The following is a 22691-nucleotide window of genomic DNA, read 5'->3' on the forward strand; positions in this document are numbered from 1 at the left end:
GGCCGGGTCCGCAATAGGTCGACTATCGCCTGGCCGTTGCCGGCGGCATCGCCGTCTGGCCGGTTGCCACGCTGGCAATCTTCCTCGCGCCTCGCTATCTCTGAAGAAACGGAACTGCTTCAATCCCGGCCGGAAAGGCTCTAAATCTTTCGCCTCACCAGATTCGCGAACCCAAGGCTTTTCATGCGCTGTCCCTATTGCCAGTCCGAAGATACGCAGGTGAAGGATTCGCGCCCCGCCGAGGATGGCGCGGCGATCCGCAGGCGGCGTGTCTGCCCCGATTGCGGCGGCCGTTTCACCACCTTCGAACGCGTGCAGTTGCGCGATCTGGTCGTGGTCAAGAAGTCGGGCCGGAAAGTACCGTTCGACCGCGACAAGCTGCTGCGCTCGGTTGAGATCGCGGTACGCAAACGCAATGTCGATCCCGAGCGCATCGACCGCGCGGTGACCGGTATCGTACGCCAGCTCGAAAGCTCCGGCGAGACGGAAGTGGCTTCCGGCGAGGTCGGCCGGCTGGTCATGGAGGCGTTGAAATCGCTCGACGACGTCGCCTATGTGCGCTTTGCCTCGGTCTACCGCAATTTCCGCGAGGCCAAGGATTTCCACGAGTTGCTGGGCGAACTGAAGGGCGACGAAGACAAGACCGAAGAGGACGCCGGCTGAGCATGGCAGCACCGCAACCGAGCGAGGCCGGACAAGCGGCCCTTGATCGCCGTTTCATGGCCGCGGCCCTGCGGCTTTCTCGCAAGAATGCGGGCAGGACCTCGACCAATCCTTCGGTCGGAACGATCATCGTGCGCGATGATGGCGAGGGGCCGATGATCGTCGGCACCGGCGTCACCGCCGTCGGTGGCCGTCCGCATGCCGAGACCGAGGCGCTGGCCGAGGCCGGCGAGCTCGCGCGTGGCGCCACGGCTTATGTCACTTTGGAACCCTGTGCCCACCACGGCCGCACGCCGCCTTGCGCCAATGCGCTGGTCAATGCCGGCATCGCGCGCGTCGTCGGGGCTGCCAGCGATCCGGACACGCGCGTCTCCGGCAAGGGCTACGCCATTCTGCGCGCCGCCGGCATCGAGGTGGTCGAGAAGGTGCTGGCCGCGGAAGCCGCCGAGCAGATGGCGGGCTATTTGATTCGATCCCTGCGAAAACGCCCGGAAGTGACGCTGAAGCTTGCGCTTTCGAGCGACGGCAAGATCGGCAGGAAAGGCGCCGGCCAGGTTGCGATCACCGGCGAGGTCGCTCGCCGCGACGTCTATCTGATGCGCGCGGAGTCGGACGCTATCCTGATCGGCGTCGGCACGGCGCTGGAAGACGACCCGGCACTGACCGTGCGCCTGCCTGGACTGGAAAACCGTTCGCCGGCGCGCATCATCCTCGATCGCCAGATACGGCTCCCGGAAGCCTCGAAGCTGGTTTCCGGTGTCGACCGCGTGCCGCTCTATGTCGCTGCCTGTCTTGAGGCTGATCCGCAGCGCCGCGCCGCGCTGGAACGCGCCGGCGTACGCTTCATAGGCACTGAAACGCATGACGGCGTGGTTGCCTTGCCGGAACTGCTCGAAGACCTGGGGGCGCTCGGCATGGCAAGCGTGCTGGTCGAGGGCGGCGCCCAGGTCGCCAAGGCATTCTTGGACGAAGAGCTGGTCGACCGCATCGTCTTGTTCCAGGGGCCGGAGGCGATCGGCGAGGACGGCATTGCATCGCCGGTCGATGCTGACCATATCCCGGCAGGCTTTCGCAAATTGCGCGAGATGCGCTTCGGCGAAGACACCTACGCCGAGTGGATAAGAGACCTCTAGGGATCGGCATTGATGTTTACAGGAATTGTCACCGATATCGGCATCGTTGCGGCCGTCAAGCCGCTCAGCGAAGGCGTCGGCCTGCGCATCGATACCGTCTATGATCCCGAAACCATCGCCATCGGCGCCTCGATCTCCTGCGGCGGCGTCTGCCTGACGGTCACGGCGCTGCCCGAACATGGCTCGAACGCGCGCTGGTTCGAGGTCGAAGCCTGGGAAGAGGCCTTGCGGCTGACCACGGCCTCGAGCTGGAAATCCGGCACCAAGATCAATCTCGAGCGGGCGCTGAAGATCGGCGACGAACTCGGCGGCCACATCGTGTCGGGCCATGTCGACGGCACCGCCGAGATCATCGAGCGCAAGGACGAGGGCGACGCGGTGCGCTTCACGCTGGAGGCGCCGCGCCACCTGGCGAAGTTCATCGCGCCAAAGGGCTCCGTCGCGCTCGACGGCACCTCGCTCACCGTCAACAAAGTGGAGGGCACCCGCTTCGACGTGCTGCTAATCCATCATTCGCTGACCGTCACCACCTGGGGCGAGCGCAGGGTCGGCGACCGCGTCAATCTCGAGATCGACACCATGGCGCGCTACGCGGCGCGACTGGCGGAGGCGGCGAAAGAGGGCTTGTAGCGGTCACTTGGTCGATATTCCGCGAGCCGTCCCGAAGGCAGCAATTGATCGAAGATACTGAAAACCTTGTCTACGAAGCGGTCAGATATCTCGACAGCTCCAAGACCTACAAAGATCTGCTTTCCGGCGATGTCGGGGAGCAAATCCGCGCGATACTCAGCATATCGTGGCACGATGACTGGCGTTTTGCGCAGGATGTCTGCTTCAAATACGCCCGTTCTTCCGATCCGGATGTCCGAAGGATTTCCATCACAGGATTGGGCCATATCGCGCGGTGCGATCGATATGGGTTCTGTTTTGGAACTTGTTGGCGAACTTCGCCAAGCCGAACGCGCTCACGGCTCCTTCGAAGACATGTTTGACGACATCATGGTCTTTGTCGCTCGGCAGGGGCGGCGAGCGGTCTGAACGGCGCCGGTACCTCATGGCGACCTTGAAACTTCCGGCCATTGGCCGTACATTGTCGCCAGGAGAACGACGATGACTGCACACCCACCGCGTGGCCGTGTTCGTGGCGAACGTCTTGAAACTCGCGTCACGGCCGACCAGAAGAACCTTATCGAGCACGCTGCGGCGCTCCAGGGCCGCACGGTAACGGACTTCGTGCTGACGAGCGTTCAGGAGGCTGCCCGCCGGACCATCGAGGAGCATCAGCGCCTGGAGCTATCCGTTCGTGACAGCCAGGCCTTCGTGGATGCCCTCGTCAATCCGAAACCAGTAAACGACCGCCTGCGCGATACGGTGCGTCGGTATCGCCACGCCACTGGCACCTGAGGGTGACGGGCTCGACCGAGGCCTCTTTGCGAGTTGAAGTGCTTGGTCCGCAGCACGACAGAACCTTGTTTGAAAGCGGTGTAGAATCACTCGATCGATACCTTCGGATGCAGGCCGGACAAGAGGCCCGCAAAAACATTGCCGCGCCGTTCGTACTGGTCATGCCGGATGGAGCTATTGGTGGCTTTTACACGCTCTCATCGACTGCGGTGGATGTCGGCGAATGGCCTGTCCAAACTGTCCGTAAGCTGCCGCGTTATCGGCTCATTCCGGCAACGCTTCTCGGACGTCTGGCAGTCGATCGACGGCAACAGGGCAGGGGTTACGGTCGATACCTCCTGGCCGATGCCTTGCTTCGATCGCTCCGCAGCGAGATTGCCTCGTTCGCTGTCATTGTCGACGCAAAGGATGAGAACGCACGCCGCTTTTACGAACGAGAAAGCTTTCTGTCATTTCCCGATCAGCCTAAGAAGCTGTTTCGGCCAATGGCTGATATCGCAGAGCTGTTTAAATGAGGAAGTGACTGTGATGGAAAGCAGGAATTCCAAAGAGCAAGAGCGCCTCACGTGGGAAGCATCGGCCGATGTGGATGCCGGCCGTGTGGTGGATCACGAAGCCGTTGTTGACTGGGCTGAAAGCCTCGGTACGGACTGTCCGATCTCGGCGCCTTCCCCAAAGCGGCGATAAGCCCGACACACCTCCAGCAATCTTCCGCTTGCGATCAATCCGGCTTCGGCCTAAGTCACCGGCAACCCCCCGGAGATTTTTATGGCAGGCACATCCCAACACGGCAAAGCCTTCATTCGCCCGAAGGCGAAGGCGCATCTGCTGATTGTCGAAGCGCGCTTCCACGACGACCTTGCCGACGCGCTGCTCGAAGGCGCGACGAGCGCGCTCGATGAAGCGGGCGCGACCTACGATGTCATCACCGTTCCAGGTTCGCTGGAAATTCCCGCAGTGATTACCTTCGCTCTGGACGGTGCGGCGGAAGGCGGCACGAATTACGACGGTTTCGTTGCGCTCGGCACCGTCATTCGCGGCGACACCTATCATTTCGACATCGTCGCCAACGAATCCAGCCGCGCGCTGATGGACCTGTCCGTGCAGGACTCGGTCTGCATCGGCAACGGCATCCTGACCACCGAGAACGATGCACAGGCATGGACGCGGGCCAAGCGCTCGGAGGGCGACAAGGGCGGCTTTGCCGCGCGTGCGGCGCTGACCATGATCGCCCTCAAGGAACAATTGGGAGCGCGATCGTGAGCGAACCCGCTTCGCCCGGACAGCCCGCGATACGCCACGCCAACAAGCGCGGTGCCGCCCGTCTGGCTGCCGTGCAGGCGCTCTACCAGATGGATGTCGCCGGCAGCGGCGTCTTCGAGATCACCGCCGAATACGAGGCGTTCCGGCTTGGCAAGGAAGTCGACGGCGCGCTTTATCGCGAGGCGGATGCGCAATGGTTCCGCGCCATCCTGACCGGCGTCGTCGAGAACCAGAAGACCATCGATCCAATCATCCGCCAGGCGCTGACCGATGATTGGCCGCTGTCTCGGCTCGATTCGACGCTGCGCGCCATCATGCGCGCCGGCGTCTATGAATTGATGAAGCGCGAAGACGTGCCGGTGGCGGTCATCGTTTCGGAATATGTCGACATCGCCAAGGCTTTTTACGAGGAAGACGAACCGAAGCTGGTCAATGCCGTGCTCGACCGCGTGTCACGCCGGGTGCGCGGCGAGGGGCGCGGCAAGGACGCATCGTGACAGCCACCACTGTCGAGGTGGGCAGGGACGCGCGGCACACCGCTTTGATCCTCGCTGCCTCGCAGGCGATTATCGGTTCGGCGGCACCCATAGCCATCTCCATGGGTGCACTGGCAGGGCAATACCTGCTCGGCGCCGACAAGTCGTTGGCGACGGCGCCGATCACCGGCTTCAACCTTGGCGTGGCGCTTGGCGCTTTGCCGGCCGCGGCCATTATCCGCCGGCTGGGCCAGCGCGGCGGCTTCATGACCGGAACCGTCGTCACCGCGCTTGGCGGCCTGATCGCCACCCTGGCGCTTTTCCACGGCAGTTTCTGGCTGTTCGCGTTCGCGCTGCTCGTGATCGGCATCGGTGGTGCCTTCGTCCAGCAGTTCCGCTTCGCCGCCGCCGACAACGCGCCGCCGGAGTTCAAGTCGCGCGCCATCTCCTTCGTGCTGGCCGGCGGCATCGTCACCGCCATCCTTGGGCCGCAGATCGTCATCTTCACCCGTGAACTGTTCGCGCCGGTGATGTTTGCCGGGTCATTCGCCGCTATCCTGCCGCTTGCCGCGGTTGGAGCCGTTGTCCTGTCGTTTCTGCGCCTGCCGGCAAAGGCCGCCAGCAAGGTTGATGTTGCCGGCGGCGATGCCAGACCCCTGGCCGAAATCGTCACCAGGCCGCGCTTCGTCGCCGCACTGTTCTGCGCCGTCGGCTGCTATGCGCTGATGAGCTTCGTCATGACCGGCGCGCCACTGGCCATGGTTGGCTGTGGCCTGTCGGAGAATGATGCGACGCTGGGCATTTCCTGGCACGTCATGGCGATGTTCGCGCCGAGCTTCTTCACCGGCTCGCTGATCCATCGGTTTGGCGCCGAGCGCATCGTCGCCATTGGCCTGCTGCTGCTGATCGGCTGCGCTGCGGTAGCCTTGTCGGGCCTGGCGCTGTGGCAATTCTGGACATCGCTGGTCCTGCTCGGTCTCGGCTGGAATTTCGGCTTCATCGGCGCCACCGCCATGGTCGCTGCCAGCTACCGGCCGTCGGAAAAGGGCAAGGTGCAGGGTTTTCACGACTTCGCCCTGTTCGGCTCCGTCGCCTGCGCGTCGCTGCTGTCGGGCATGGTCTACAACGCCTGGGGCTGGGAGATGCTCAACTGGATGATCTTTCCGGTCACCGTTCTGTGCTTTTTGGCACTTGGCACGTTGAAACTGACGGGCCCGCGCAAATCCGACGCCTGAGCCTCGACTTGAGGTGACATGATGCTGTCAGGATGGCTTCGGTCGAAGTCGCCGCTTCAGAACAAAATTATTGCGCTGATACCTGCTCTTATGAAACCGTATGCCCCGACGCCGCGTTTGGGCCATGCTCATATGCGGCGACCCGATTCCGGTTCATAGCAAGGGATTTTCACAATGTTTTCAATCAAGGCTCTGGCTGGCGCGGCGCTCGCGCTCGGCATCACGGCGGCTTCCGCCAGTGCCCAGGTGGTCGTGTCCTCGAAGATCGACACCGAGGGCGGCGTACTCGGCAACATCATCCAGCTCGTGCTCAACGCCAACAACATCAAGACAACGGACCGCATCCAGCTCGGCGGCACGCCGGTGGTGCGCAAGGCGATCACCGCCGGCGAGATCGACATCTATCCCGAATACACCGGAAATGCCGCCTTCTTCTTCGAAAAGGCCGATGACCCGGTCTGGAAGGATGCCGCCAAGGCTTATGAGGCGGCCAAGAAGCTCGACTATGATGCCAACAAGATCGTCTGGCTGTCGCCGGCGCCGGCCAACAACACCTGGGCGATCGCGCTGCGCAAGGAAGTGACGGACGAAAACAAGCTCGTCACCCTGTCGGACTTCGGCAAATACGTCGCCGGCGGCGGCAAGGTGGTGCTGGCGGCGTCCTCCGAGTTCGTCAATTCGGCGGCAGCCCTTCCGGCCTTCCAGACCACCTACAGCTTCACCCTGAAGCCGGACCAGTTGATCACGCTCTCGGGCGGCGACACGGCGGCGACTATCGCCGCGGCGGCCAACCAGACCAGTGGCGCCAACGCTGCCATGGTCTATGGCACCGACGGCGGCATCGCGCCGTCCGGCCTGGTCGTGCTTGAGGACGACAAGGGCGTGCAGCCGGTCTACCAACCCGCCCCGATCATCCGCGAATCCGTGCTCAAGGAACATCCCGAGATCGAGACGCTGCTGAAGCCGGTCTTCGCCAAGCTCGACCTCGTCACGCTGCAGGAGCTGAACGGCCGCGTGCAGGTCGGCGGTGAGCCGGTCAAGGGCGTCGCCGAGGACTTCCTGAAGAAGAACGGCTTTCTGAAGTAGGCGATTCCGGCGCGCCGCATGCGTGGCGCGCCGGAACGACCGACGGGGGAGGGCGTGTCAATCCGTTTCGACAAGCTCGGCGTGGTCATCGCCGCGATCGCCGCCTATGCAGCGTTCCTCGCCCCCTTCGCCACGCTCCGCGCCAACCGGATCGTTCCCGGCCAGGCGCGTTCGATTCTCGAGGCGCTGCCGGCAACCGCCGGGGCATTGCTTTTGGCTATCGTGGTCGTGGCGGCGCTCATAGCACTTTTCAGGACACCGCTTGGGCTGCGCCTTGCCGCCGGTGTGGTCGCGCTTGCCGCGCTCGCGCTGCTTGTCGGCGTCGCCGGCACGTTCTTGACGCCGGCCGGCAACACCTTTGCCAGAGTATCTCCGGCCTCCGGTTTCTGGATTCTCATCTTTGCGTTCACGCTCTTGCTGGCCGACGTGCTGACGCGCCTGAATTTGTCGCCATCGGCGCGTGTCGGTGTGCTGGCCGCCGCCGCGGTGGCGGTCGGCCTGCTTCTGGTGTCGGGGGCCTGGAACGACCTTTCCATCCTCAAGGAATACGCCAACCGTGCCGACAGTTTCTGGGCCGAGGGCTCCAAGCACGTGACGCTGGCACTTGGCTCGCTGGCCGCGGCAGTGATCGTCGGCCTGCCGCTCGGCATCCTCTGCCACCGCGTCGAAAAGCTGCGCGCCGGCGTGCTCAACGTGCTCAACATCATCCAGACCATTCCTTCGATCGCGTTGTTTGGCCTGCTGATCGCTCCGCTCGGCTGGGTCGCCGCGCATGTGCCCGGAGCTGCCGCGCTCGGCATTCGCGGCATAGGCACCGCACCTGCCTTCGTCGCCCTGTTTCTCTATTCGCTGCTGCCGGTGGTGGCCAACACGGTTGTCGGTCTCGCCGGCGTGCCGCGTGCCGCCAACGACGCCGCGCGCGGCATGGGCATGACGGACCGCCAGCGCCTGTTCGGCGTCGAATTTCCGCTGGCCTTTCCGGTGATCCTCACTGGCATCCGCATCGTGCTGGTGCAGAATATCGGCCTCGCCACCATCGCCGCGCTTATCGGTGGCGGCGGCTTCGGCGTTTTCGTCTTCCAGGGCGTTGGTCAGACGGCGATGGACTTGGTGCTGCTTGGCGCGGTGCCGACGGTCGCGCTCGCCTTCGCCGCCGCCATCATCCTCGATGCGGTGATCGAAATGACCGCCACCAGGCGCAGGGTTGAAACGGCATGATCGAGATCGAAGGCATTACCAAGCGCTATGATGCGACCACCGTTGTCGACGACGTGTCGATGGTCATCGAGCCACGCACGGTTTGTGTCATTGTCGGCACCTCCGGCTCCGGCAAGACGACGTTGCTGCGCATGATCAACCGGCTGGTCGAGCCAACCGCCGGCATCATCAAGCTCGACGGCGCCGACAATCGTTCGGTGCCCGGCTACGAACTGCGACGCAGCATCGGCTACGCCATCCAGGGCCATGGCCTGTTTCCGCATCGCACCGTGGCGCAGAACATCGCCACCGTGCCGGTGCTGCTCGGCTGGGACAAGGCCCGTATCAAGGCCCGCGTCGACGAACTGATGACGCTCTACCAGCTTGATCCCGAGGCATTCGGGCCGCGCTACCCGCACGAATTGTCCGGCGGCCAGCAGCAGCGTGTCGGGGTGGCCCGGGCGCTCGCCGCCGAGCCCAACGTGCTTCTGATGGACGAACCGTTTGGCGCACTCGACCCGATCATTCGCACCAAGGCGCAGGAAGACCTGCTGGCGATCCAGAAGCGCTTCGGCACCACCATCATTCTCGTCACTCACGACATGGAAGAGGCCGTGCATCTGGGCGACAAGATCGCTGTCATGGATGCCGGCAAGCTCGTGCAATACGCCAAGCCCGCCGAGATCCTGGCAAAGCCGGCCAGCAGCTTTGTCGAGACCCTGGTTGGCGCCAGCGAGAGACCGTTCAGGCTGTTGTCGCTCGGGCGGGTGCGTGACGCGGTGGAAAAGGGCACCGCCGATGGCGAGGCGATCCCTGGCGATGCAAGCCAGCGCGATGCGCTGGCCGAACTCCTGTGGTCGGGCCGGCCGGCGCTGCCGGTGAAAGGCGCCGACGGCAAACCGCTCGGCCGCGTCACGGTGGACGGGCTGGTCAAGCGCGCGGCGAGGCCGGCATGAAAGCCTGGCTGCCTCTGCTGCTGAGGCTTGCCCTGGTGGTGTTGCTCGTGGCCTTTGTCACCAGTCCAGGCTGGTTCGAGCCACTGCTCAAGCCGCTGACCGAAAACAATGCTCCCGCGATCTACAATCAAGGCAGCCTGCTGACGTTGACGCTGCTGCATCTGCGCACCGTGCTGATCGCCACCGTCGCCGCGACCATCGTTGCCGTGGCCCTGGCCATCCTCGTTACCAGGCCAGCCGGCGCCGAATTCCTGCCGCTGTCGCGCAGCCTGGTCAACATCGGCCAGACCTTTCCGCCGGTGGCGGTGCTGGCGCTTGCCGTGCCGGCTGTCGGCTTTGGCGAGAAGCCGACGCTGATCGCGCTGTTTCTCTATGGCCTGCTGCCGATCTTCGAGAATGCGCTGACCGGACTGACGACGCTGCCGGCCAACGTCATGGAGGCGGCGCGTGGCGCCGGCATGACCGGCTGGCAAAGGCTCACCAAGGTCGAGCTGCCGCTGAGCGCGCCGATCATCCTGGGCGGCATCAGGCTGTCGGTGGTGATCAGCCTGGCCACGGCCACCATCGGCTCGACCGTGGCCGCCAAGACGCTGGGCGAGGTGATCATCGCCGGGTTGTTGTCCAACAACCTTGCCTTCATCCTGCAGGGTGGCCTGATCGTGGCGGCCCTTGCCGTGCTGATCTACGACGGTCTGTCGGCGGTCGAACGCTACACCGCACGCCGAATGGGCCGCGAGGCGGAATAATCCTTGGGAGTTGGCCGTCCTGTCGCAATGGTTCCCGTGCGTCATTTCAATCGATCTAAATGAAAGGCCCATGTGGGCACTGTGGTCGCGGCTTTGTCTTTTGGGCGAAAGCCGGGCAAAAACTGAACAATATCTTGACGTTCCGAGCCCTGTTTCGCATACACCGATGCGAAGAGGTGGATTCCGTGCGCGGATTCCGGTCTTTGTCTCAACGGCCCAGGGAGGGGTTCATTTGGGCCAACAATCGAGGAAAATTTGGCAATGACCATACTTTACGCCGTCATCGCCTGCGGTCTGCTTTCTGTCCTTTACGCTATCTGGGCGACACGATCGGTTCTCGCGTCCGATCAGGGCAATGCACGCATGCAGGAAATCTCCGCCGCCATCCGCGAAGGCGCGCAAGCCTATCTGGCGCGCCAGTACACCACCATCGCCATCGTCGGCGTGGTCGTGCTTTTGCTCGCCTGGTGGCTGCTTTCTATCACCGCCGCGATCGGCTTCCTGATCGGCGCCGTCCTGTCGGGCGCCGCCGGCTTCATCGGCATGCATGTTTCGGTGCGTGCCAATGTGCGCACCGCGCAGGCGGCGTCCAACAGCCTCGCCGCCGGTCTCGACATCGCCTTCAAGTCGGGCGCCATCACCGGCATGCTGGTGGCGGGCCTGGCATTGCTTGGCGTCTCGATCTACTACCTGATCCTGACCGGCCCCATGGGCCTCCAGCCCAATGACCGCATCGTCATCGACTCGCTGGTCTCGCTCGGCTTCGGCGCCTCGCTGATCTCGATCTTTGCCCGCCTCGGCGGCGGCATCTTCACCAAGGGTGCCGACGTGGGCGGCGATCTGGTCGGCAAGGTCGAAGCCGGCATCCCGGAAGATGATCCGCGCAACCCGGCCACCATCGCCGACAATGTCGGCGACAATGTCGGTGACTGCGCCGGCATGGCGGCCGACCTGTTCGAGACCTATGCGGTGACGGTCGTCGCCACCATGGTTCTCGGCGCCATCTTCTTTGGCGGTACCGCCGTTCTCCAGACTGCGATGCTGTATCCGCTCGCCATCTGCGGCGCCTGCATCCTGACCTCGATCGTCGGCACCTTCTTCGTCAAGCTCGGCTCCAATGGCTCGATCATGGGCGCCCTCTACAAGGGGCTCATTGTCACCGGCCTGCTGTCGATAGTCGGCCTCGCCATCGCCACTTCGGCAACGCTCGGCTGGGGCGAGGTCGGCACTGTCGCCGGCATCGTCATTACCGGCAAGAACCTGTTCATCTGCGGCCTCATCGGCCTCGTGGTGACGGGTTTGATCGTGGTGATCACCGAGTACTACACCGGCACCAACAAGCGCCCGGTCAACTCGATCGCCCAGGCTTCGGTCACCGGCCACGGCACCAACGTCATCCAGGGCCTCGCGGTTTCGCTGGAATCGACGGCGTTGCCGGCCATCGTCATCGTCGGCGGCATCATCTCGACCTACCAGCTCGCCGGCCTCTACGGCACGGCGATCGCGGTCACCACCATGCTCGGCCTTGCCGGCATGATCGTGGCGCTCGACGCCTTCGGCCCGGTCACCGACAATGCCGGCGGCATCGCCGAAATGGCGGGCCTGCCCAAGGAAGTGCGCCACTCCACCGACGCGCTCGACGCGGTCGGCAACACCACCAAGGCCGTGACCAAGGGTTATGCCATCGGCTCGGCCGGCCTCGGCGCATTGGTGCTCTTTGCGGCCTATTCGAACGACCTTAAGTTCTTTGCCGCCAATGGCGACAAATATCCCTACTTCCAGGGCATGGGCGAAATCTCCTTCGATCTCTCCAACCCTTACGTTGTCGCCGGCCTGATCTTCGGCGGGCTGATCCCGTATCTGTTCGGTGGTATCGCCATGACGGCCGTTGGCCGCGCGGCGGGCGCCATCGTCGAGGAGGTTCGCAAGCAGTTCCGCGAAGATCCGGGCATCATGGCAGGCACGTCCAAGCCGAACTATGCGCGTGCGGTCGATCTTCTGACCAAGGCGGCGATCCGGGAGATGATCATCCCGTCGCTGCTGCCGGTGCTGGCGCCGCTCGTCGTCTATTTCGGCGTGCTGCTGATCTCCGGTTCGAAAGCATCGGCCTTCGCGGCCCTCGGTGCCTCGCTGCTCGGCGTTATCGTCAATGGCCTGTTCGTCGCCATCTCGATGACCTCGGGCGGCGGCGCCTGGGACAATGCGAAGAAGTCGTTCGAGGATGGGTTCACCGACAAGGACGGCGTCAAGCACCTCAAGGGCTCCGAGGCGCACAAGGCTTCGGTGACCGGCGACACGGTCGGCGATCCCTACAAGGACACCGCGGGCCCCGCGGTCAATCCGGCGATCAAGATCACCAACATCGTGGCCCTCCTGCTGCTGGCCGTGCTCGCGCACGGCTAACGGCCGGGTCGGTGGTCCAAAAAGCCCGCGGGGAGCGATCCCCGCGGGCTTTTCATTTTGATGCGTCAGCTTCGACGGGATCTCAGCCGCCGCTGGCTTCCGTGTCCGGGCGGTTGCCGTAGAGCTCCGACAGTTCCTGCACACCCGGCTCGCGCTCGGGCATTGGCGGGAGGCCGCGAATCTCGCGCAGCAGCGCGACGAATGCGCCGCGTTTGTGTCGATGACGGAAGGAACGCGCCCTGGGGTGGATGCCGCAAGCCGCGAGCAATCTGCGCCTGAGATAGGTGGCTCTTGTCGAGCGAGGCGGTCCGTCGGCACCGGCAAGAACTCTCACCCGCAAGGTGTTGGGCATCGCCATTGCCGCGACGAGCTCTTCCTGTTCCGTCGCAAGGTCTTTGACATAGCTGCCCTTGCGATTGCCGGAATGCAGCTTGAGCACGGTCAGATGCGGCATCGTCGCGATGACCGCGCCCTTTCGCCAGGCCCGGAAGAGCCAGTCCTGCGAGGCCTCGCAAAAGCACTGGCTGGCGGGGCGCCAGGGGCCGAGCCAGTCCAGCGATATCAGCCGGACTACCTGCGCCGAGCCAAACCCTACCGTGTCAACGGGATCGTAGAATCCATCCTTGCCGACGCCAAAGATCGAGTTCTTGACAGGCTTGCCATCGACCAGCGGTGGTTCGACAACGACGCCCCTTGCGATCACCACGTCGGCGCCGGTCGCATCGATCCATCCCGTGGTTGCCGCGAGATGGTCCGGAAACCAAAGGTCGTCATGGTTGAGCAAGGCGACGAACCGGCCGCGGGCCCTGGCAAAGCCGATGTTGTTGGGGCCGGACTGCTCGCCGAAATTGGCCGGCAGGTTGATATAGACGATGCGCGGATCGGCGAATTCGGCGATGACCGCCGCCGTGTCGGGCCGACAGGCGTCGCCTATCACCAGAATTTCAAAGTCCTGCAGGGTCTGACCCAGGACGCTGCGCAATGCCTGCCGCAAGGCGGCCGGGCGGTCGTGGGTTGCGATCACCACCGAGACGAGCGGCGGCTTCTGCCCGGCTGCATCGGACTGGCCGGGGCGCGCCACGCTACACCAGCTTGTAGGGGATGTGATCGGTGTCCGGCGGCAGGCGCCAATGGTCAGGCGCGTCATATGCATAGGCCTTGTCGACGAGATTGAGCAGCAGGGCGATCTCCGGCCCGAGCGCCGTCACACCGTGCCACACGCCGGGCGGGATGATGACGATCGCCGGTCGTAGCGCGCCGACGATCTTGTGCCAGACAGTGCCGAAGCTGGGCGAGGCCTTTCGGCCGTCATAGAGCGATATGCGCACGCTCCCGACGCAACAGAACAGCCGATCCAGCGTCACCTCATGCGCATGCCAGCCGGTTACCGCGCCTGGATACATCGTGCGCTGGAAGACCTGGCCGACTGGCGACCGGTCGAGATCCCACTCATCGCGGAATACCTCGGTGAGATAGCCGTTGGACGTCGCGACGGGCCTGATTTCCTTGACCCTGACGCCGTCGATTGCCGGAGGATCGACGGCAAGCCAGTCCGAGGTCACGGTTTGCCTGTCAGGCGTGCCGGTGGCCATCCAGCCGTCCGGCGCTATGCGTTCGCCACTGCTCATTTTCAAAAAACCAAAGCCCGGGGGATTTGATAAGGGCTTGCCCCGTTGCTGGCAAGCTGGCCTTGCCTTGGCGAAACAAAAACCCGTGAGATCGCTCCCACGGGTTTTCGGTCGCCTGAGATGTTGCCGCTTTCCCAAGGGAAAGCGGGTTCTGATGATCAGGGAGTTCCACCGCCCGGAATGCCGGGCGCCAGCTTGCTCGCGCCGTTGATGATCTGGCTGAGGAAGTTCTGGTCCTTGCCGCCAGTCGGCGTGGTGCGCGAAATGAAGTCGAAAATCTTGCCGTCCTTCAAGCCGTAATTGGCGATCTGGCTGACGCGGCCGTCGGCCCCGAAATAGACCGCGAGCACTTTCTGGTCGACGAGCCTGGGCTTGTCGAAGGCGACATAGCGTTTGCGGGTTTGCGAAATGTAATAGAACGCCTCGTTGTCGAACGTCGCTGTCGTCGATGGCGTGCCAAGCGCCAGAAGCACCTGCTCGCGGCTGGAACCGACAGGCACCGAATCGACCGCCTGCTGGTCATAGACGTACCCTTGCGTAAACGTCTCGCTTGGATTGAGGTCGCCGATCATCTTGTTGGTATGACATGCCGAGAGCGCCGATACGACGAGCAGCAGTGAGATCGCGCCAGCAGGCCTGGACGAGAAGGTCGACTTGAAATTCAGCGCGCGCAACAACAATTCTCCATTATATCGCCGCAACTTGCGCTGGGCCGCAAAACCGGTAAACCAGCTTGCCTGCCGATGCAACAAGGCCAATTCAACAAACGGTCCCCGGAGACCATCCCCATGTTCCAGCGCCTTTTTGGTCGCGAACGCCATGCCAACCGCGCCATCACCGACGCGCTCTACGCACAAATCGTGGCAGCGGCGCGGCAGACTGTATTTTATTCCCACTGGAATGTACCGGACACGCCGCTAGGCCGTTTCGAGATGCTTTCGCTGCATATGTTCCTGTTCCAGCATCGCTTGCGCGGTGAAGACGGCGTGACGCAGGAAATCGCCCAGGTGCTGATCGACGAGTTCTTCCTCGACGTCGATCATTCGCTGCGGGAGTTGGGCATTGGCGATGTTGGCGTGCCCAAACGCATGAAGAAGCTGGCGAAGATGTTTTATGGTCGTACCGCCGCCTATGATGATGCGCTGGAAAGAAACGACCATGACGGGCTGACCGCGGCCCTTGCCCGCAATGTCCGGCCCGACGCCGGCGCGTGGCCCGAGGCGTCGCAATTGGCCGACTATGTTGTCGATGCTTGCCGGCAACTGGCCGCGCAGCCGTCCGAATCAATCGTTTCCGGTACGGCGACGTTTCCGCTCGCCAAGGGAGGAGCTTGATGAAACACGCTGATACGCGAAGCCCGGTATCGTTTTTCGCCAACGTCGCCCGGCTGCCGCAGAAGGGCCTGCCCGTGGTGATCGAGGCCGATGCCGCCCAGCGCGCGGCGCTCGCCGGGGAGCATGGGCTGCTTTCGGTGGAAGCCTATCGTGCGGAACTCCTGGTGGCGTCCTGGAAGCGCAATGGCGTGAAGGTCAGCGGCCGTGTCGAGGCCGACATCACCCAGGCCTGCATCGTCACGCTCGATCCGGTCCAGGCGCATATCGACGAGCCGGTCGAGGCGCTGCTGTTGCCCGAGGACTCCAAGCTCGGACGGCAGGGATTCGAAGGCGGCGGTGAGATACTTCTCGATGCGGACGGGCCCGACGGTCCCGAAACATTTTCCGGCGACACCATCGATGTCGGGGCACTCGCCGAACAGTTCTTCGGATTGGCGATCGACCCTTATCCGCGCAAGCCGGGCGCTTCGTTGGACGCCGGCGGTAGGACCGAAGCGGCTGAGAACGAATTCCAGCAAAAACTGCGATCCTTGCTGGGAAAATCCTGAAAACCTCGCCCGCGATGGAAAAGTCGGTTGTGTGAAAACCCAAAACCGCTATTTTCGCCGAACCTTCGCGATCACTAAAGCGACCTGCCGCATAACCGTGAGATAAATACCGCGTGATCAGGATTTCCATCGATGCCATGGGCGGCGATCACGGACCAGCCGTGGTCATTCCGGCGCTCATGACGGTCGCGACCCGCCGTCCCGACATCCGCTTCGTCATCTACGGGCGTGAGGAACTGGTGCGCCCCGAACTGGCCAAGTTCCCCAAACTGGCCGAGGTGAGCGAATTCTTCCACTGCGAGATCGCGGTCAGGATGGACGACAAGCCCAGCCAGGCGCTGCGCCATGGCCGCTGGAAGTCTTCGATGTGGAAGGCGGTCGAAGCGGTCAAGTCGGGTGCGGCGGACGCCTGCATCTCCGCCGGCAACACAGGCGCGTTGATGGCGATGTCGAAATTCTGCCTGCGCACCATGGCGACCATCGATCGCCCGGCGATCGCGGCATTGTGGCCGACATTGCGCGGCGAAAGCGTGGTTCTGGACGTCGGCGCCACCATCGGCGCCGATGCGCAACAGCTCATCGATTTTGCCATTCTCGGCACCGGCATGGCGCGCGCCGTGTTCGGCATCGCCCGACCGACGGTTGGCCTGCTCAATGTCGGCGTGGAAGAGATCAAGGGCCAGGAAGAGGTCAAGGAAGCAGGACGCATGCTGCGCGAGGCCAACATGGCCTCGATGAACTATCATGGCTTTGTCGAAGGCGACGATATCGGCAAGGGCACGGTCGATGTGGTGGTGACCGAAGGCTTCGCCGGCAATATCGCGCTGAAGACGGCGGAAGGCACCGCGCGCCAGATAGCAGGGTATCTGCGCGCCGCCATGAGCCGCACGCTGATGGCCAAGATCGGCTATGTCTTCGCCAAGGGTGCCTTCGATCGCCTGCGCGAAAAGATGGATGTCGGCCGCTCCAATGGCGGCGTTTTCCTGGGGCTGAGCGGCATCGTCGTCAAAAGCCATGGCGGCGCCGATTCGGACGGGTTCGCCGCCGCGATCGAACTCGGCTACGACATGGTTCGCAACAATCTGCTTGACCGGATCGAGGCCGACCTGGACCTGTTTCACGCACGCAACCCGCGTGCCCTGTCATCTAGGAAATCCGACGTCGTTACCGACGCGAAGGAATAGGAAAGAACTTTGATCAGATCAGTCGTGCGCGGCACGGGCGCCGCGCTGCCCCGCCGCATCATGAAGAATGCCGATTTCGAGGGCATGGTCGAAACCTCGGACGAGTGGATTGCCCAGCGCACCGGCATCCGCCAGCGTCATATCGCGGCCGACGACGAGACGACGGCTTCCCTGGGCGAGGCCGCGGCCCGCGCCGCCCTTGCAAATGCCGGGCTGACGCCGGACGACATCGACCTGATCGTGCTGGCGACATCGACGCCCAACAACACATTCCCGGCTACTGCAGTCGAGATCCAGAACAGGCTCGGCATGCATCACGGCTTCGCTTTCGACATGCAGGCAGTGTGCTCGGGCTTCGTCTATGCGGTGACGACAGCCGATCTCTATATCCGTGGCGGCCTCGCCAAGCGTGTACTGGTCATCGGCTCGGAAACATTCTCGCGCATCCTCGACTGGAATGACCGCTCGACCTGCGTCTTGTTCGGCGACGGCGCCGGCGCGCTGGTCCTTGAAGCGGGCGAGGGGGCCGGCACGATTGCCGACCATGGCGTTCTGGCGGCCAGCCTGCGCTCCGACGGCGCGCACAAGGACAAGCTTTTCGTCGATGGCGGACCGTCGACGACGGGAACGGTCGGCCATCTCAGGATGGAAGGCCGCGAGGTCTTCAAGCACGCGGTCGGCATGATCACCGACGTTATCGAGGCGACCTTCTCGGCCGCGGGCATCACCGCTGACGATCTCGACTGGTTCGTGCCGCACCAGGCCAATAAACGAATTATTGACGCTTCCGCCAAGAAGCTCGGGATAGCCGAGCAAAAGGTGGTGGTTACGGTCGATTTGCACGGTAACACCTCGGCGGCTTCCGTGCCGCTGGCATTGTCGGTGGCCGTTGCCGATGGTCGCATCAAGAAGGGAGACCTGGTCCTCCTGGAAGCGATGGGCGGCGGCTTCACCTGGGGTGCTGTTCTGGTTCGCTGGTAAGTGCCGAACGGGTCGGTTTCGGTCCTTGACCTTGCCGGATCAATTACTTAGGCTCAGCCGTTGTTGTGCCGATTTTTATGTTTGAGCTGATGGGACGGTCGCATGGGGGGAAAGACACTTACGCGTGCCGACCTTGCGGAGGCCGTCTATCGAAAGGTCGGTCTGTCGCGCACTGAATCCGCCGAACTCGTCGAAGCTGTGCTGGACGAAATCTGCGAAGCCATCGTGCGTGGCGAGACTGTCAAGCTGTCGTCCTTCGCGACGTTTCATGTCCGCTCCAAGAACGAGCGCATCGGACGCAATCCCAAGACCGGTGAAGAGGTGCCGATCCTGCCGCGTCGGGTGATGACCTTCAAATCGTCCAACGTGCTGAAGAACCGCATCCTGCGCTCGCATCAGAACAGCAAGGCCAAGGGCGGCAAATAGCCTCCATTGGCGGTTGAAAACCGGCGCCGCCATGACGCGGGGCTTGAATATTGCTTCACAAACCGCTGAAATAAGGTCCGATTCGGCAGCATGGCCGGATTGGTGTTCCGCGAATGGTCCATTCCGCGCGACTGGAATGAGCTTTTCTCTTTGGTGAGCCTGATCTCGCTGAATGCCGTTCCGGGTCACGCTCCAGCGTGAGGATTTCGCCCATGGACAAGAGCCCTGACGCCTTCCGCACCATCAGCGAGGTCGCTGAAGATCTTGACCTGCCGCAGCATGTGCTGCGCTTCTGGGAGACGCGCTTCAACCAGATCAAGCCGATGAAGCGCGGCGGCGGCCGTCGCTACTACCGGCCGCAGGATGTCGAACTGATCAAGGGCATCCGCCACATGCTCTACGACCAGGGCTACACGATCAAGGGCGTGCAGAAGCTGCTGCGCGAAAACGGCAATCATTTCCTAGTCGCCATCGGTAATGGTGACATGGCGGCCGTCGAGGCGATCTCGCAACGGAAGCAGGCCGACCAAGTGCCGCTGACCTCGGCGGCGCAGCCGCGCGGTGGAGATGATGAGCTGGTTGGCCAGCCAAGGGTCAAGCCCAGTCGCCGCTTTTTTGGCCTGGGCAAGAGCGACGAGGAAGGTCCGGTTCAGCCGGACGCGTCGAAACTCTCGCGCGACAACCGCGCGCTGCTGCAGGAGGCGCTGTTCGATCTGCTGGAATGCAAGCGTCTGCTTGACCAGGTGCGCTGACCGCCGCACGACGCGTTTTGAAGCCTTTGGGCCGGAACTCGCCTTCGGGTGAGGCGTTACGTTTCCTTCTGCAAGACGTCGTTCAGCAAGACAAGGAAACGCATGATGGCATCATTCTCGACCCTTTCGGACATCGACCTCGAAAAGCAGGTCGCGGCCCTCTCAAGGGAACTCGCGGCGTTGCGCAGGGCAACGTTAAAACGGGGTGGCGCGTACTATGAAGACGGTCGCGATGCCGCTCTTGATACATACTCGGATCTTGCTGGACGGCTGCGGGATGCCATGCCGGCAATCCGCAAACAGGGCAGGGTGATCGAAAAATCGGCCCGCGACCACCCGGCGGCCACCGCCGCGGTCGGCCTTGTGGTACTCGGCCTGGTCGCCAGCCTGCTTTTCAGCCGGCGCTGAGGATCCCTCCGGTCATAAGACAAGGGATTCAACCAAGAAAGATGGCGGCCGACCCGAAGGGCGAGCCGCCATTCTTATTGCCGTCCGGTGGTTACTTGGCGAGCTTGATCTTGGTCTGGGGCGAAACCTGCGCGGTCTGGCTGCATTGGCCATAGACCGTGCCGTCCCTGTCGGTGGCGTCCTTATAGGCGCCATTGCACCCGAGAGTACGAGACAGTGGCCTGCGCCCTCGAAAACAGCGCCGCCTTCGACATCGAGCCGATCGCCGAGGGTGGCGAAGTGTGAGGCCCGGTTCATGTCGGGCCTGGCGGTGCGACCAAGAGAAGACCGGCCCTTGAACAAGAAGCCAAGGCCGGTCTTCTCGTTGGCAGTGTGGTGTCAGGCCTTCTTCATCGTCTTCATGTGGTGGTGATGATGGTGGTGATGGTGATGGCGGTGATGATGACGATGGTGGTGATGATGACGATGATGCTTCGCCATCGGGGCCGCATCCGCGCTCGTCACGCCGATAGCCGGCACCGTGAAAGCAACTGCAACTGCAAGCCCGAGAGCCGAGAGGAGGGACTTCTTCATGGATCGTTTCCTTTTTTCGCGGGCAGATATACATCGGGTCGATATCCCGACCGCCGCGCATGGGATTACGCTCCCGAATTTTTTCGTCAGTATTTCCCGATTGTAGAATTTTATTTCTGGACTGTTTCTGAAGAAGCTGGCTTGCCGGCCATCACCACCAGGCCCGAAAAGCCGCGCTCCTTCCGGCTGTTTGGCTACATCGGCGGGACCACGCCCTTGTTTCCCACCACGACACGGCTGGAACTCAGCGTCCCGTCAGCCTCACGCTGGGCCGTCACGAAGACCGTTGCGCCTGGCTTGAGATCGGTCGGCGTGGCTGGGGCAAAGGTCACGACAGGCGTGCTGTCGGGGATCGAAATCTTCTTGGTTTGCCCATTGTCGTAGGTCAGCGTCACGGCTCGCCCGCTTATGTCGGTGACGTCCGCTACCGTGCCGTTGGTCATGCGGCTGTTCGGTTGCAGGTCCCATGGGCGGTCACCCTCGCCGGTGCCTTTCAAGGCAGCGGGGAAAATCACGACTTCCAGCGCCCCGCTGCCGCCATCCGCCTTTGAAACGGAAGCGATGCCGAGGAAATCGCCTTGCTTGATGTCCTTTTCGGAGGCGCTGGCGACGCCAGAGATCTTCCAGCCGGTATTGAGCTTGATCGCGGAGGTGTTGCCCTGGCGGGTTTTGACGGTGAGCAGTGAGGGCTCGAAGCTGATCACAGTACCACGAACGCGCAACGCGTCCGCCGCTTGAGCGCTCGCCGCACCGGCGATGAAAAGACTGGAGATCGTGCCGAGCACGAGGAGGGATGCCTTGACGTTCATTGCAGATATCCTTCTGGGGAATGGCCTGGCTGGAACCGGATGGTTTTCACGCCAGTGCATCAGAACAACGAACAGGTGGGCCTAAACCTTCGAGCAAAAAGGTGCCGGGTGTTCAAAAGAACTTGATGGTGCCGATGTGCGTAAGCCGGTGCGAAGGCTTCCGGTTCACGATAGCGTGACGGTCCGTTTGGCTCTTGGCAAATCACTGGCGAGCGGGCATCTTCCTGCTCGTCTCGGGCAACACTCCATTTTGATCAAATTCTTTCAGCCACCGGAGTTGCCAATGCCCCAAAACGCAAAAATCAATGCCCTCTCCGAACCGCTAGTCAGCGAGATCGGGTCAGATTCCAGTAGCCTCAGAGCACTGCGGGAAACCCGCGGATACAGCTTGGAAGAGCTTTCCCTGACCTGCGGACTCGCGGTCGGCGAAATTGAGGACATCGAGAACGGCAGGGCTGCCGATCCGGCGAAGCTGCGTCGTATCGCGGCCGCGCTTCGGCTACCCCAGGATGCTCTCATTGCTTTCGCTGCACCGACACCGGCCGCACAAGGTCGACCCCTGGCATAGAACCGGCGACAGCCATGCCGCGGAACCCGCCAAGGCCCGCTTGGCGGGTTTCTTGTTGATGCATCGACGTTCCTCGGTGGCCGGGCTTGCCGATTCATGAATCGCGCGTGTTTATACGTGCCGCACCCAGATTTGCGCCAATCGCCTGGTGTATGGGAGCCCAGTGTGTCGGGCGAATAGTGTGTCGGGCGGCTTGTGCGTCGGATTTGAACCGTGAGTTTTCGATATGAGCCTGGAATCCGTTCGTGCGTTCTTTGCCGTCCATGCGCCTGATGTCGAAGTCATCGTCACGCAAGCGAGTTCGGCAACGGTGATGCTGGCGGCGGAAGCGCATGGCGTCCTTCCGGCGCAGATCGCCAAGACGATCTGCCTGCGCGTCGGCGACCGGACCATGCTGGTCGTGACCAGCGGCATCGCCAGACTGGACAACCGCAAGTTCAAGGACCGGTTCGGCGGCAAGCCGCGCATGCTGGACGCGAAGGAAGTTGTGGCTGCCACGAGCCATCCGGTTGGCGGTGTTTGTCCGTTCGGCCTGCCGGCACCTCTGCAGGTCTGCTGCGACGTGTCCCTGCGCGAATTTGAAGAGGTCGTGCCGGCCGCCGGCGCCACCAACGCCGCGGTACGGATCGCCCCGCAGCGCATGGTCGATCTTATCGGTGCGGAATGGGTCGATGTGTGCCAGGCTTAAGGTAAGATACTGACGCACTGGGCCGCCATTGTCTCACAAATCTACCTGCAAGATAGTCGCGGAATTCGGTTGACCCGAGCAGGGTTATCACGATACATCGCGACCGGTCCGGAGTGTAGCGCAGCCCGGTAGCGCACTTGACTGGGGGTCAAGGGGTCGTCGGTTCGAATCCGGCCACTCCGACCATTAGTTCCTTGAAATCCCTGGTTTTTACCGAAGGCGCCTTGGGC

The 22691-nt window shown here is 62.9% G+C and carries 27 protein-coding genes and 1 tRNA gene; 24 read left to right on the forward strand and 4 right to left on the reverse strand.

The annotated features are described in order from the left end of the window. The first annotated feature begins 183 nt into the window (after nucleotides 1-183). The 14 genes from nrdR (at nucleotide 184) to AC07SZ_RS03530 (ending at nucleotide 12562) form a co-directional block, all read left to right on the forward strand. Nucleotides 184-663: a transcriptional regulator NrdR gene (gene nrdR, locus AC07SZ_RS03465; protein WP_056562515.1), complete on the forward strand. Its 480-nt coding sequence runs from the start codon at nucleotides 184-186 to the stop codon at nucleotides 661-663. A gap of 2 nt (nucleotides 664-665) precedes the next feature. Further along, the gene (gene ribD / locus AC07SZ_RS03470; protein WP_494913237.1) at nucleotides 666-1796 is read left to right on the forward strand and encodes a bifunctional diaminohydroxyphosphoribosylaminopyrimidine deaminase/5-amino-6-(5-phosphoribosylamino)uracil reductase RibD; all 1131 of its coding nucleotides are present in this window, start codon (nucleotides 666-668) and stop codon (nucleotides 1794-1796) included. A 12-nt stretch (nucleotides 1797-1808) separates the two neighbouring features. Further along, nucleotides 1809-2426 carry a riboflavin synthase gene (locus tag AC07SZ_RS03475; RefSeq protein ID WP_494913239.1) on the forward strand — a complete coding sequence of 206 codons (618 nt, stop codon included), beginning with the start codon at nucleotides 1809-1811 and terminating at the stop codon, nucleotides 2424-2426. 480 nt (nucleotides 2427-2906) lie between these two features. Then, the gene (locus tag AC07SZ_RS03480) at nucleotides 2907-3200 is read left to right on the forward strand and encodes a type II toxin-antitoxin system TacA family antitoxin (RefSeq protein WP_056562503.1); all 294 of its coding nucleotides are present in this window, start codon (nucleotides 2907-2909) and stop codon (nucleotides 3198-3200) included. A 2-nt stretch (nucleotides 3201-3202) separates the two neighbouring features. Continuing rightward, on the forward strand, nucleotides 3203-3715 hold the full coding sequence (locus tag AC07SZ_RS03485) for a GNAT family N-acetyltransferase (RefSeq protein ID WP_056562499.1): 513 nt from the start codon (nucleotides 3203-3205) through the stop codon (nucleotides 3713-3715). Between the two features lie 13 nt (nucleotides 3716-3728). Then, a complete protein-coding gene (locus AC07SZ_RS03490) occupies nucleotides 3729-3887 on the forward strand; it encodes a hypothetical protein (RefSeq protein ID WP_494913242.1) in 159 nt (52 codons plus the stop codon). Nucleotides 3888-3968: 81 nt separating this feature from the next. Further along, nucleotides 3969-4463, forward strand: coding sequence for a 6,7-dimethyl-8-ribityllumazine synthase (gene ribH / locus AC07SZ_RS03495; protein WP_056562495.1), 495 nt, complete (start codon nucleotides 3969-3971; stop codon nucleotides 4461-4463). Continuing rightward, nucleotides 4460-4960: a transcription antitermination factor NusB gene (nusB, locus tag AC07SZ_RS03500; RefSeq protein ID WP_056562492.1), complete on the forward strand. Its 501-nt coding sequence runs from the start codon at nucleotides 4460-4462 to the stop codon at nucleotides 4958-4960. Before ribH ends, nusB begins: the two co-directional genes overlap by 4 nt. Continuing rightward, a complete protein-coding gene (locus AC07SZ_RS03505; RefSeq protein ID WP_494913243.1) occupies nucleotides 4957-6174 on the forward strand; it encodes an MFS transporter in 1218 nt (405 codons plus the stop codon). Before nusB ends, AC07SZ_RS03505 begins: the two co-directional genes overlap by 4 nt. A 174-nt stretch (nucleotides 6175-6348) precedes the next feature. Further along, nucleotides 6349-7260 carry a glycine betaine ABC transporter substrate-binding protein OsmF gene (osmF, locus tag AC07SZ_RS03510; protein ID WP_056562487.1) on the forward strand — a complete coding sequence of 304 codons (912 nt, stop codon included), beginning with the start codon at nucleotides 6349-6351 and terminating at the stop codon, nucleotides 7258-7260. Between the two features lie 18 nt (nucleotides 7261-7278). Next, the gene (locus AC07SZ_RS03515) at nucleotides 7279-8478 is read left to right on the forward strand and encodes an ABC transporter permease (protein WP_171883319.1); all 1200 of its coding nucleotides are present in this window, start codon (nucleotides 7279-7281) and stop codon (nucleotides 8476-8478) included. Then, nucleotides 8475-9413, forward strand: a complete 939-nt coding sequence (locus AC07SZ_RS03520) for an ABC transporter ATP-binding protein (protein ID WP_056562484.1) — start codon at nucleotides 8475-8477, stop codon at nucleotides 9411-9413. The genes AC07SZ_RS03515 and AC07SZ_RS03520 overlap by 4 nt, the downstream gene beginning before the upstream one ends. Next, entirely contained in the window at nucleotides 9410-10159 is a 750-nt protein-coding gene (locus tag AC07SZ_RS03525) for an ABC transporter permease (RefSeq protein WP_056562481.1), read from the forward strand. Before AC07SZ_RS03520 ends, AC07SZ_RS03525 begins: the two co-directional genes overlap by 4 nt. Before the next feature lie 261 nt (nucleotides 10160-10420). Further along, on the forward strand, nucleotides 10421-12562 hold the full coding sequence (locus AC07SZ_RS03530; protein ID WP_056562478.1) for a sodium-translocating pyrophosphatase: 2142 nt from the start codon (nucleotides 10421-10423) through the stop codon (nucleotides 12560-12562). Between the two features lie 82 nt (nucleotides 12563-12644). Here AC07SZ_RS03530 and AC07SZ_RS03535 read toward each other — a convergent pair whose 3' ends face one another. The 3 genes from AC07SZ_RS03535 to AC07SZ_RS03545 form a co-directional block, all read right to left on the reverse strand. Then, nucleotides 12645-13709: a glycosyltransferase family 2 protein gene (locus AC07SZ_RS03535; protein ID WP_494913244.1), complete on the reverse strand. Its 1065-nt coding sequence runs from the start codon at nucleotides 13707-13709 to the stop codon at nucleotides 12645-12647. After that, nucleotides 13645-14190, reverse strand: a complete 546-nt coding sequence (locus tag AC07SZ_RS03540; RefSeq protein ID WP_056562471.1) for a dTDP-4-dehydrorhamnose 3,5-epimerase family protein — start codon at nucleotides 14188-14190, stop codon at nucleotides 13645-13647. Before AC07SZ_RS03540 ends, AC07SZ_RS03535 begins: the two co-directional genes overlap by 65 nt. A gap of 158 nt (nucleotides 14191-14348) precedes the next feature. After that, nucleotides 14349-14864 (reverse strand): outer membrane protein assembly factor BamE, encoded by a 516-nt coding sequence (locus tag AC07SZ_RS03545; RefSeq protein WP_056562468.1) that lies wholly within the window; start codon nucleotides 14862-14864, stop codon nucleotides 14349-14351. A gap of 114 nt (nucleotides 14865-14978) precedes the next feature. On the opposite strand from AC07SZ_RS03545, the gene AC07SZ_RS03550 reads away from it, so the two are divergent. From AC07SZ_RS03550 to AC07SZ_RS03580, 7 genes are all read left to right on the forward strand, one after another. Continuing rightward, nucleotides 14979-15524 carry a ubiquinol-cytochrome C chaperone family protein gene (locus AC07SZ_RS03550; RefSeq protein ID WP_056562464.1) on the forward strand — a complete coding sequence of 182 codons (546 nt, stop codon included), beginning with the start codon at nucleotides 14979-14981 and terminating at the stop codon, nucleotides 15522-15524. Beyond that, nucleotides 15524-16072, forward strand: coding sequence for a YceD family protein (locus tag AC07SZ_RS03555; protein ID WP_056562462.1), 549 nt, complete (start codon nucleotides 15524-15526; stop codon nucleotides 16070-16072). Before AC07SZ_RS03550 ends, AC07SZ_RS03555 begins: the two co-directional genes overlap by 1 nt. A gap of 113 nt (nucleotides 16073-16185) precedes the next feature. Continuing rightward, on the forward strand, nucleotides 16186-17256 hold the full coding sequence (plsX, locus tag AC07SZ_RS03560) for a phosphate acyltransferase PlsX (RefSeq protein WP_019857626.1): 1071 nt from the start codon (nucleotides 16186-16188) through the stop codon (nucleotides 17254-17256). A gap of 9 nt (nucleotides 17257-17265) precedes the next feature. Further along, nucleotides 17266-18237, forward strand: a complete 972-nt coding sequence (locus AC07SZ_RS03565) for a beta-ketoacyl-ACP synthase III (RefSeq protein WP_056562459.1) — start codon at nucleotides 17266-17268, stop codon at nucleotides 18235-18237. A 102-nt stretch (nucleotides 18238-18339) separates the two neighbouring features. Next, the gene (locus tag AC07SZ_RS03570; RefSeq protein ID WP_010915609.1) at nucleotides 18340-18663 is read left to right on the forward strand and encodes an integration host factor subunit alpha; all 324 of its coding nucleotides are present in this window, start codon (nucleotides 18340-18342) and stop codon (nucleotides 18661-18663) included. Nucleotides 18664-18875: 212 nt separating this feature from the next. Then, complete coding sequence (locus tag AC07SZ_RS03575) at nucleotides 18876-19415, forward strand: MerR family transcriptional regulator (RefSeq protein WP_056562455.1); 540 nt, start codon at nucleotides 18876-18878, stop codon at nucleotides 19413-19415. Nucleotides 19416-19520: 105 nt separating this feature from the next. Continuing rightward, complete coding sequence (locus AC07SZ_RS03580) at nucleotides 19521-19823, forward strand: hypothetical protein (protein ID WP_056565430.1); 303 nt, start codon at nucleotides 19521-19523, stop codon at nucleotides 19821-19823. A 767-nt stretch (nucleotides 19824-20590) separates the two neighbouring features. On the opposite strand, the gene AC07SZ_RS03585 is transcribed toward AC07SZ_RS03580, so the two are convergent. After that, complete coding sequence (locus AC07SZ_RS03585) at nucleotides 20591-21205, reverse strand: hypothetical protein (RefSeq protein WP_494913248.1); 615 nt, start codon at nucleotides 21203-21205, stop codon at nucleotides 20591-20593. Between the two features lie 283 nt (nucleotides 21206-21488). Between AC07SZ_RS03585 and AC07SZ_RS03590 the strand changes: the two genes are divergently transcribed. The 3 genes from AC07SZ_RS03590 to AC07SZ_RS03600 all read left to right on the forward strand — a co-directional run bounded on the left by AC07SZ_RS03590 (nucleotide 21489) and on the right by AC07SZ_RS03600 (nucleotide 22647). Then, entirely contained in the window at nucleotides 21489-21773 is a 285-nt protein-coding gene (locus AC07SZ_RS03590) for a helix-turn-helix domain-containing protein (RefSeq protein ID WP_056562449.1), read from the forward strand. A 226-nt stretch (nucleotides 21774-21999) separates the two neighbouring features. Beyond that, complete coding sequence (locus AC07SZ_RS03595; RefSeq protein ID WP_172374009.1) at nucleotides 22000-22461, forward strand: YbaK/EbsC family protein; 462 nt, start codon at nucleotides 22000-22002, stop codon at nucleotides 22459-22461. A 109-nt stretch (nucleotides 22462-22570) separates the two neighbouring features. Beyond that, nucleotides 22571-22647 (forward strand) — tRNA-Pro (locus tag AC07SZ_RS03600). Nucleotides 22648-22691: the final 44 nt, after the last annotated feature.

It is taken from the genome of Mesorhizobium sp. GW821-FHT07A06 (assembly GCF_059419085.1).

Excerpts from the sequence above, each read along its gene's own strand:
- AC07SZ_RS03570 (WP_010915609.1), top strand. The coding sequence starts at position 18,340 with ATGGGGGGAAAGACACTTACGCGTGCCGACCTTGCGGAGGCCGTCTAT.
- AC07SZ_RS03585 (WP_494913248.1), bottom strand. The coding sequence starts at position 21,205 with ATGAACGTCAAGGCATCCCTCCTCGTGCTCGGCACGATCTCCAGTCTT.
- AC07SZ_RS03520 (WP_056562484.1), top strand. The coding sequence starts at position 8,475 with ATGATCGAGATCGAAGGCATTACCAAGCGCTATGATGCGACCACCGTT.
- nrdR (WP_056562515.1), top strand. The coding sequence starts at position 184 with ATGCGCTGTCCCTATTGCCAGTCCGAAGATACGCAGGTGAAGGATTCG.
- AC07SZ_RS03480 (WP_056562503.1), top strand. The coding sequence starts at position 2,907 with ATGACTGCACACCCACCGCGTGGCCGTGTTCGTGGCGAACGTCTTGAA.
- AC07SZ_RS03550 (WP_056562464.1), top strand. The coding sequence starts at position 14,979 with ATGTTCCAGCGCCTTTTTGGTCGCGAACGCCATGCCAACCGCGCCATC.
- osmF (WP_056562487.1), top strand. The coding sequence starts at position 6,349 with ATGTTTTCAATCAAGGCTCTGGCTGGCGCGGCGCTCGCGCTCGGCATC.
- AC07SZ_RS03525 (WP_056562481.1), top strand. The coding sequence starts at position 9,410 with ATGAAAGCCTGGCTGCCTCTGCTGCTGAGGCTTGCCCTGGTGGTGTTG.
- AC07SZ_RS03540 (WP_056562471.1), bottom strand. The coding sequence starts at position 14,190 with ATGAGCAGTGGCGAACGCATAGCGCCGGACGGCTGGATGGCCACCGGC.
- AC07SZ_RS03580 (WP_056565430.1), top strand. The coding sequence starts at position 19,521 with ATGGCATCATTCTCGACCCTTTCGGACATCGACCTCGAAAAGCAGGTC.
- AC07SZ_RS03535 (WP_494913244.1), bottom strand. The coding sequence starts at position 13,709 with ATGACGCGCCTGACCATTGGCGCCTGCCGCCGGACACCGATCACATCC.
- AC07SZ_RS03595 (WP_172374009.1), top strand. The coding sequence starts at position 22,000 with ATGAGCCTGGAATCCGTTCGTGCGTTCTTTGCCGTCCATGCGCCTGAT.
- AC07SZ_RS03575 (WP_056562455.1), top strand. The coding sequence starts at position 18,876 with ATGGACAAGAGCCCTGACGCCTTCCGCACCATCAGCGAGGTCGCTGAA.
- AC07SZ_RS03590 (WP_056562449.1), top strand. The coding sequence starts at position 21,489 with ATGCCCCAAAACGCAAAAATCAATGCCCTCTCCGAACCGCTAGTCAGC.
- ribH (WP_056562495.1), top strand. The coding sequence starts at position 3,969 with ATGGCAGGCACATCCCAACACGGCAAAGCCTTCATTCGCCCGAAGGCG.
- ribD (WP_494913237.1), top strand. The coding sequence starts at position 666 with ATGGCAGCACCGCAACCGAGCGAGGCCGGACAAGCGGCCCTTGATCGC.
- AC07SZ_RS03490 (WP_494913242.1), top strand. The coding sequence starts at position 3,729 with ATGGAAAGCAGGAATTCCAAAGAGCAAGAGCGCCTCACGTGGGAAGCA.
- AC07SZ_RS03555 (WP_056562462.1), top strand. The coding sequence starts at position 15,524 with ATGAAACACGCTGATACGCGAAGCCCGGTATCGTTTTTCGCCAACGTC.
- AC07SZ_RS03475 (WP_494913239.1), top strand. The coding sequence starts at position 1,809 with ATGTTTACAGGAATTGTCACCGATATCGGCATCGTTGCGGCCGTCAAG.
- AC07SZ_RS03530 (WP_056562478.1), top strand. The coding sequence starts at position 10,421 with ATGACCATACTTTACGCCGTCATCGCCTGCGGTCTGCTTTCTGTCCTT.
- AC07SZ_RS03515 (WP_171883319.1), top strand. The coding sequence starts at position 7,279 with ATGCGTGGCGCGCCGGAACGACCGACGGGGGAGGGCGTGTCAATCCGT.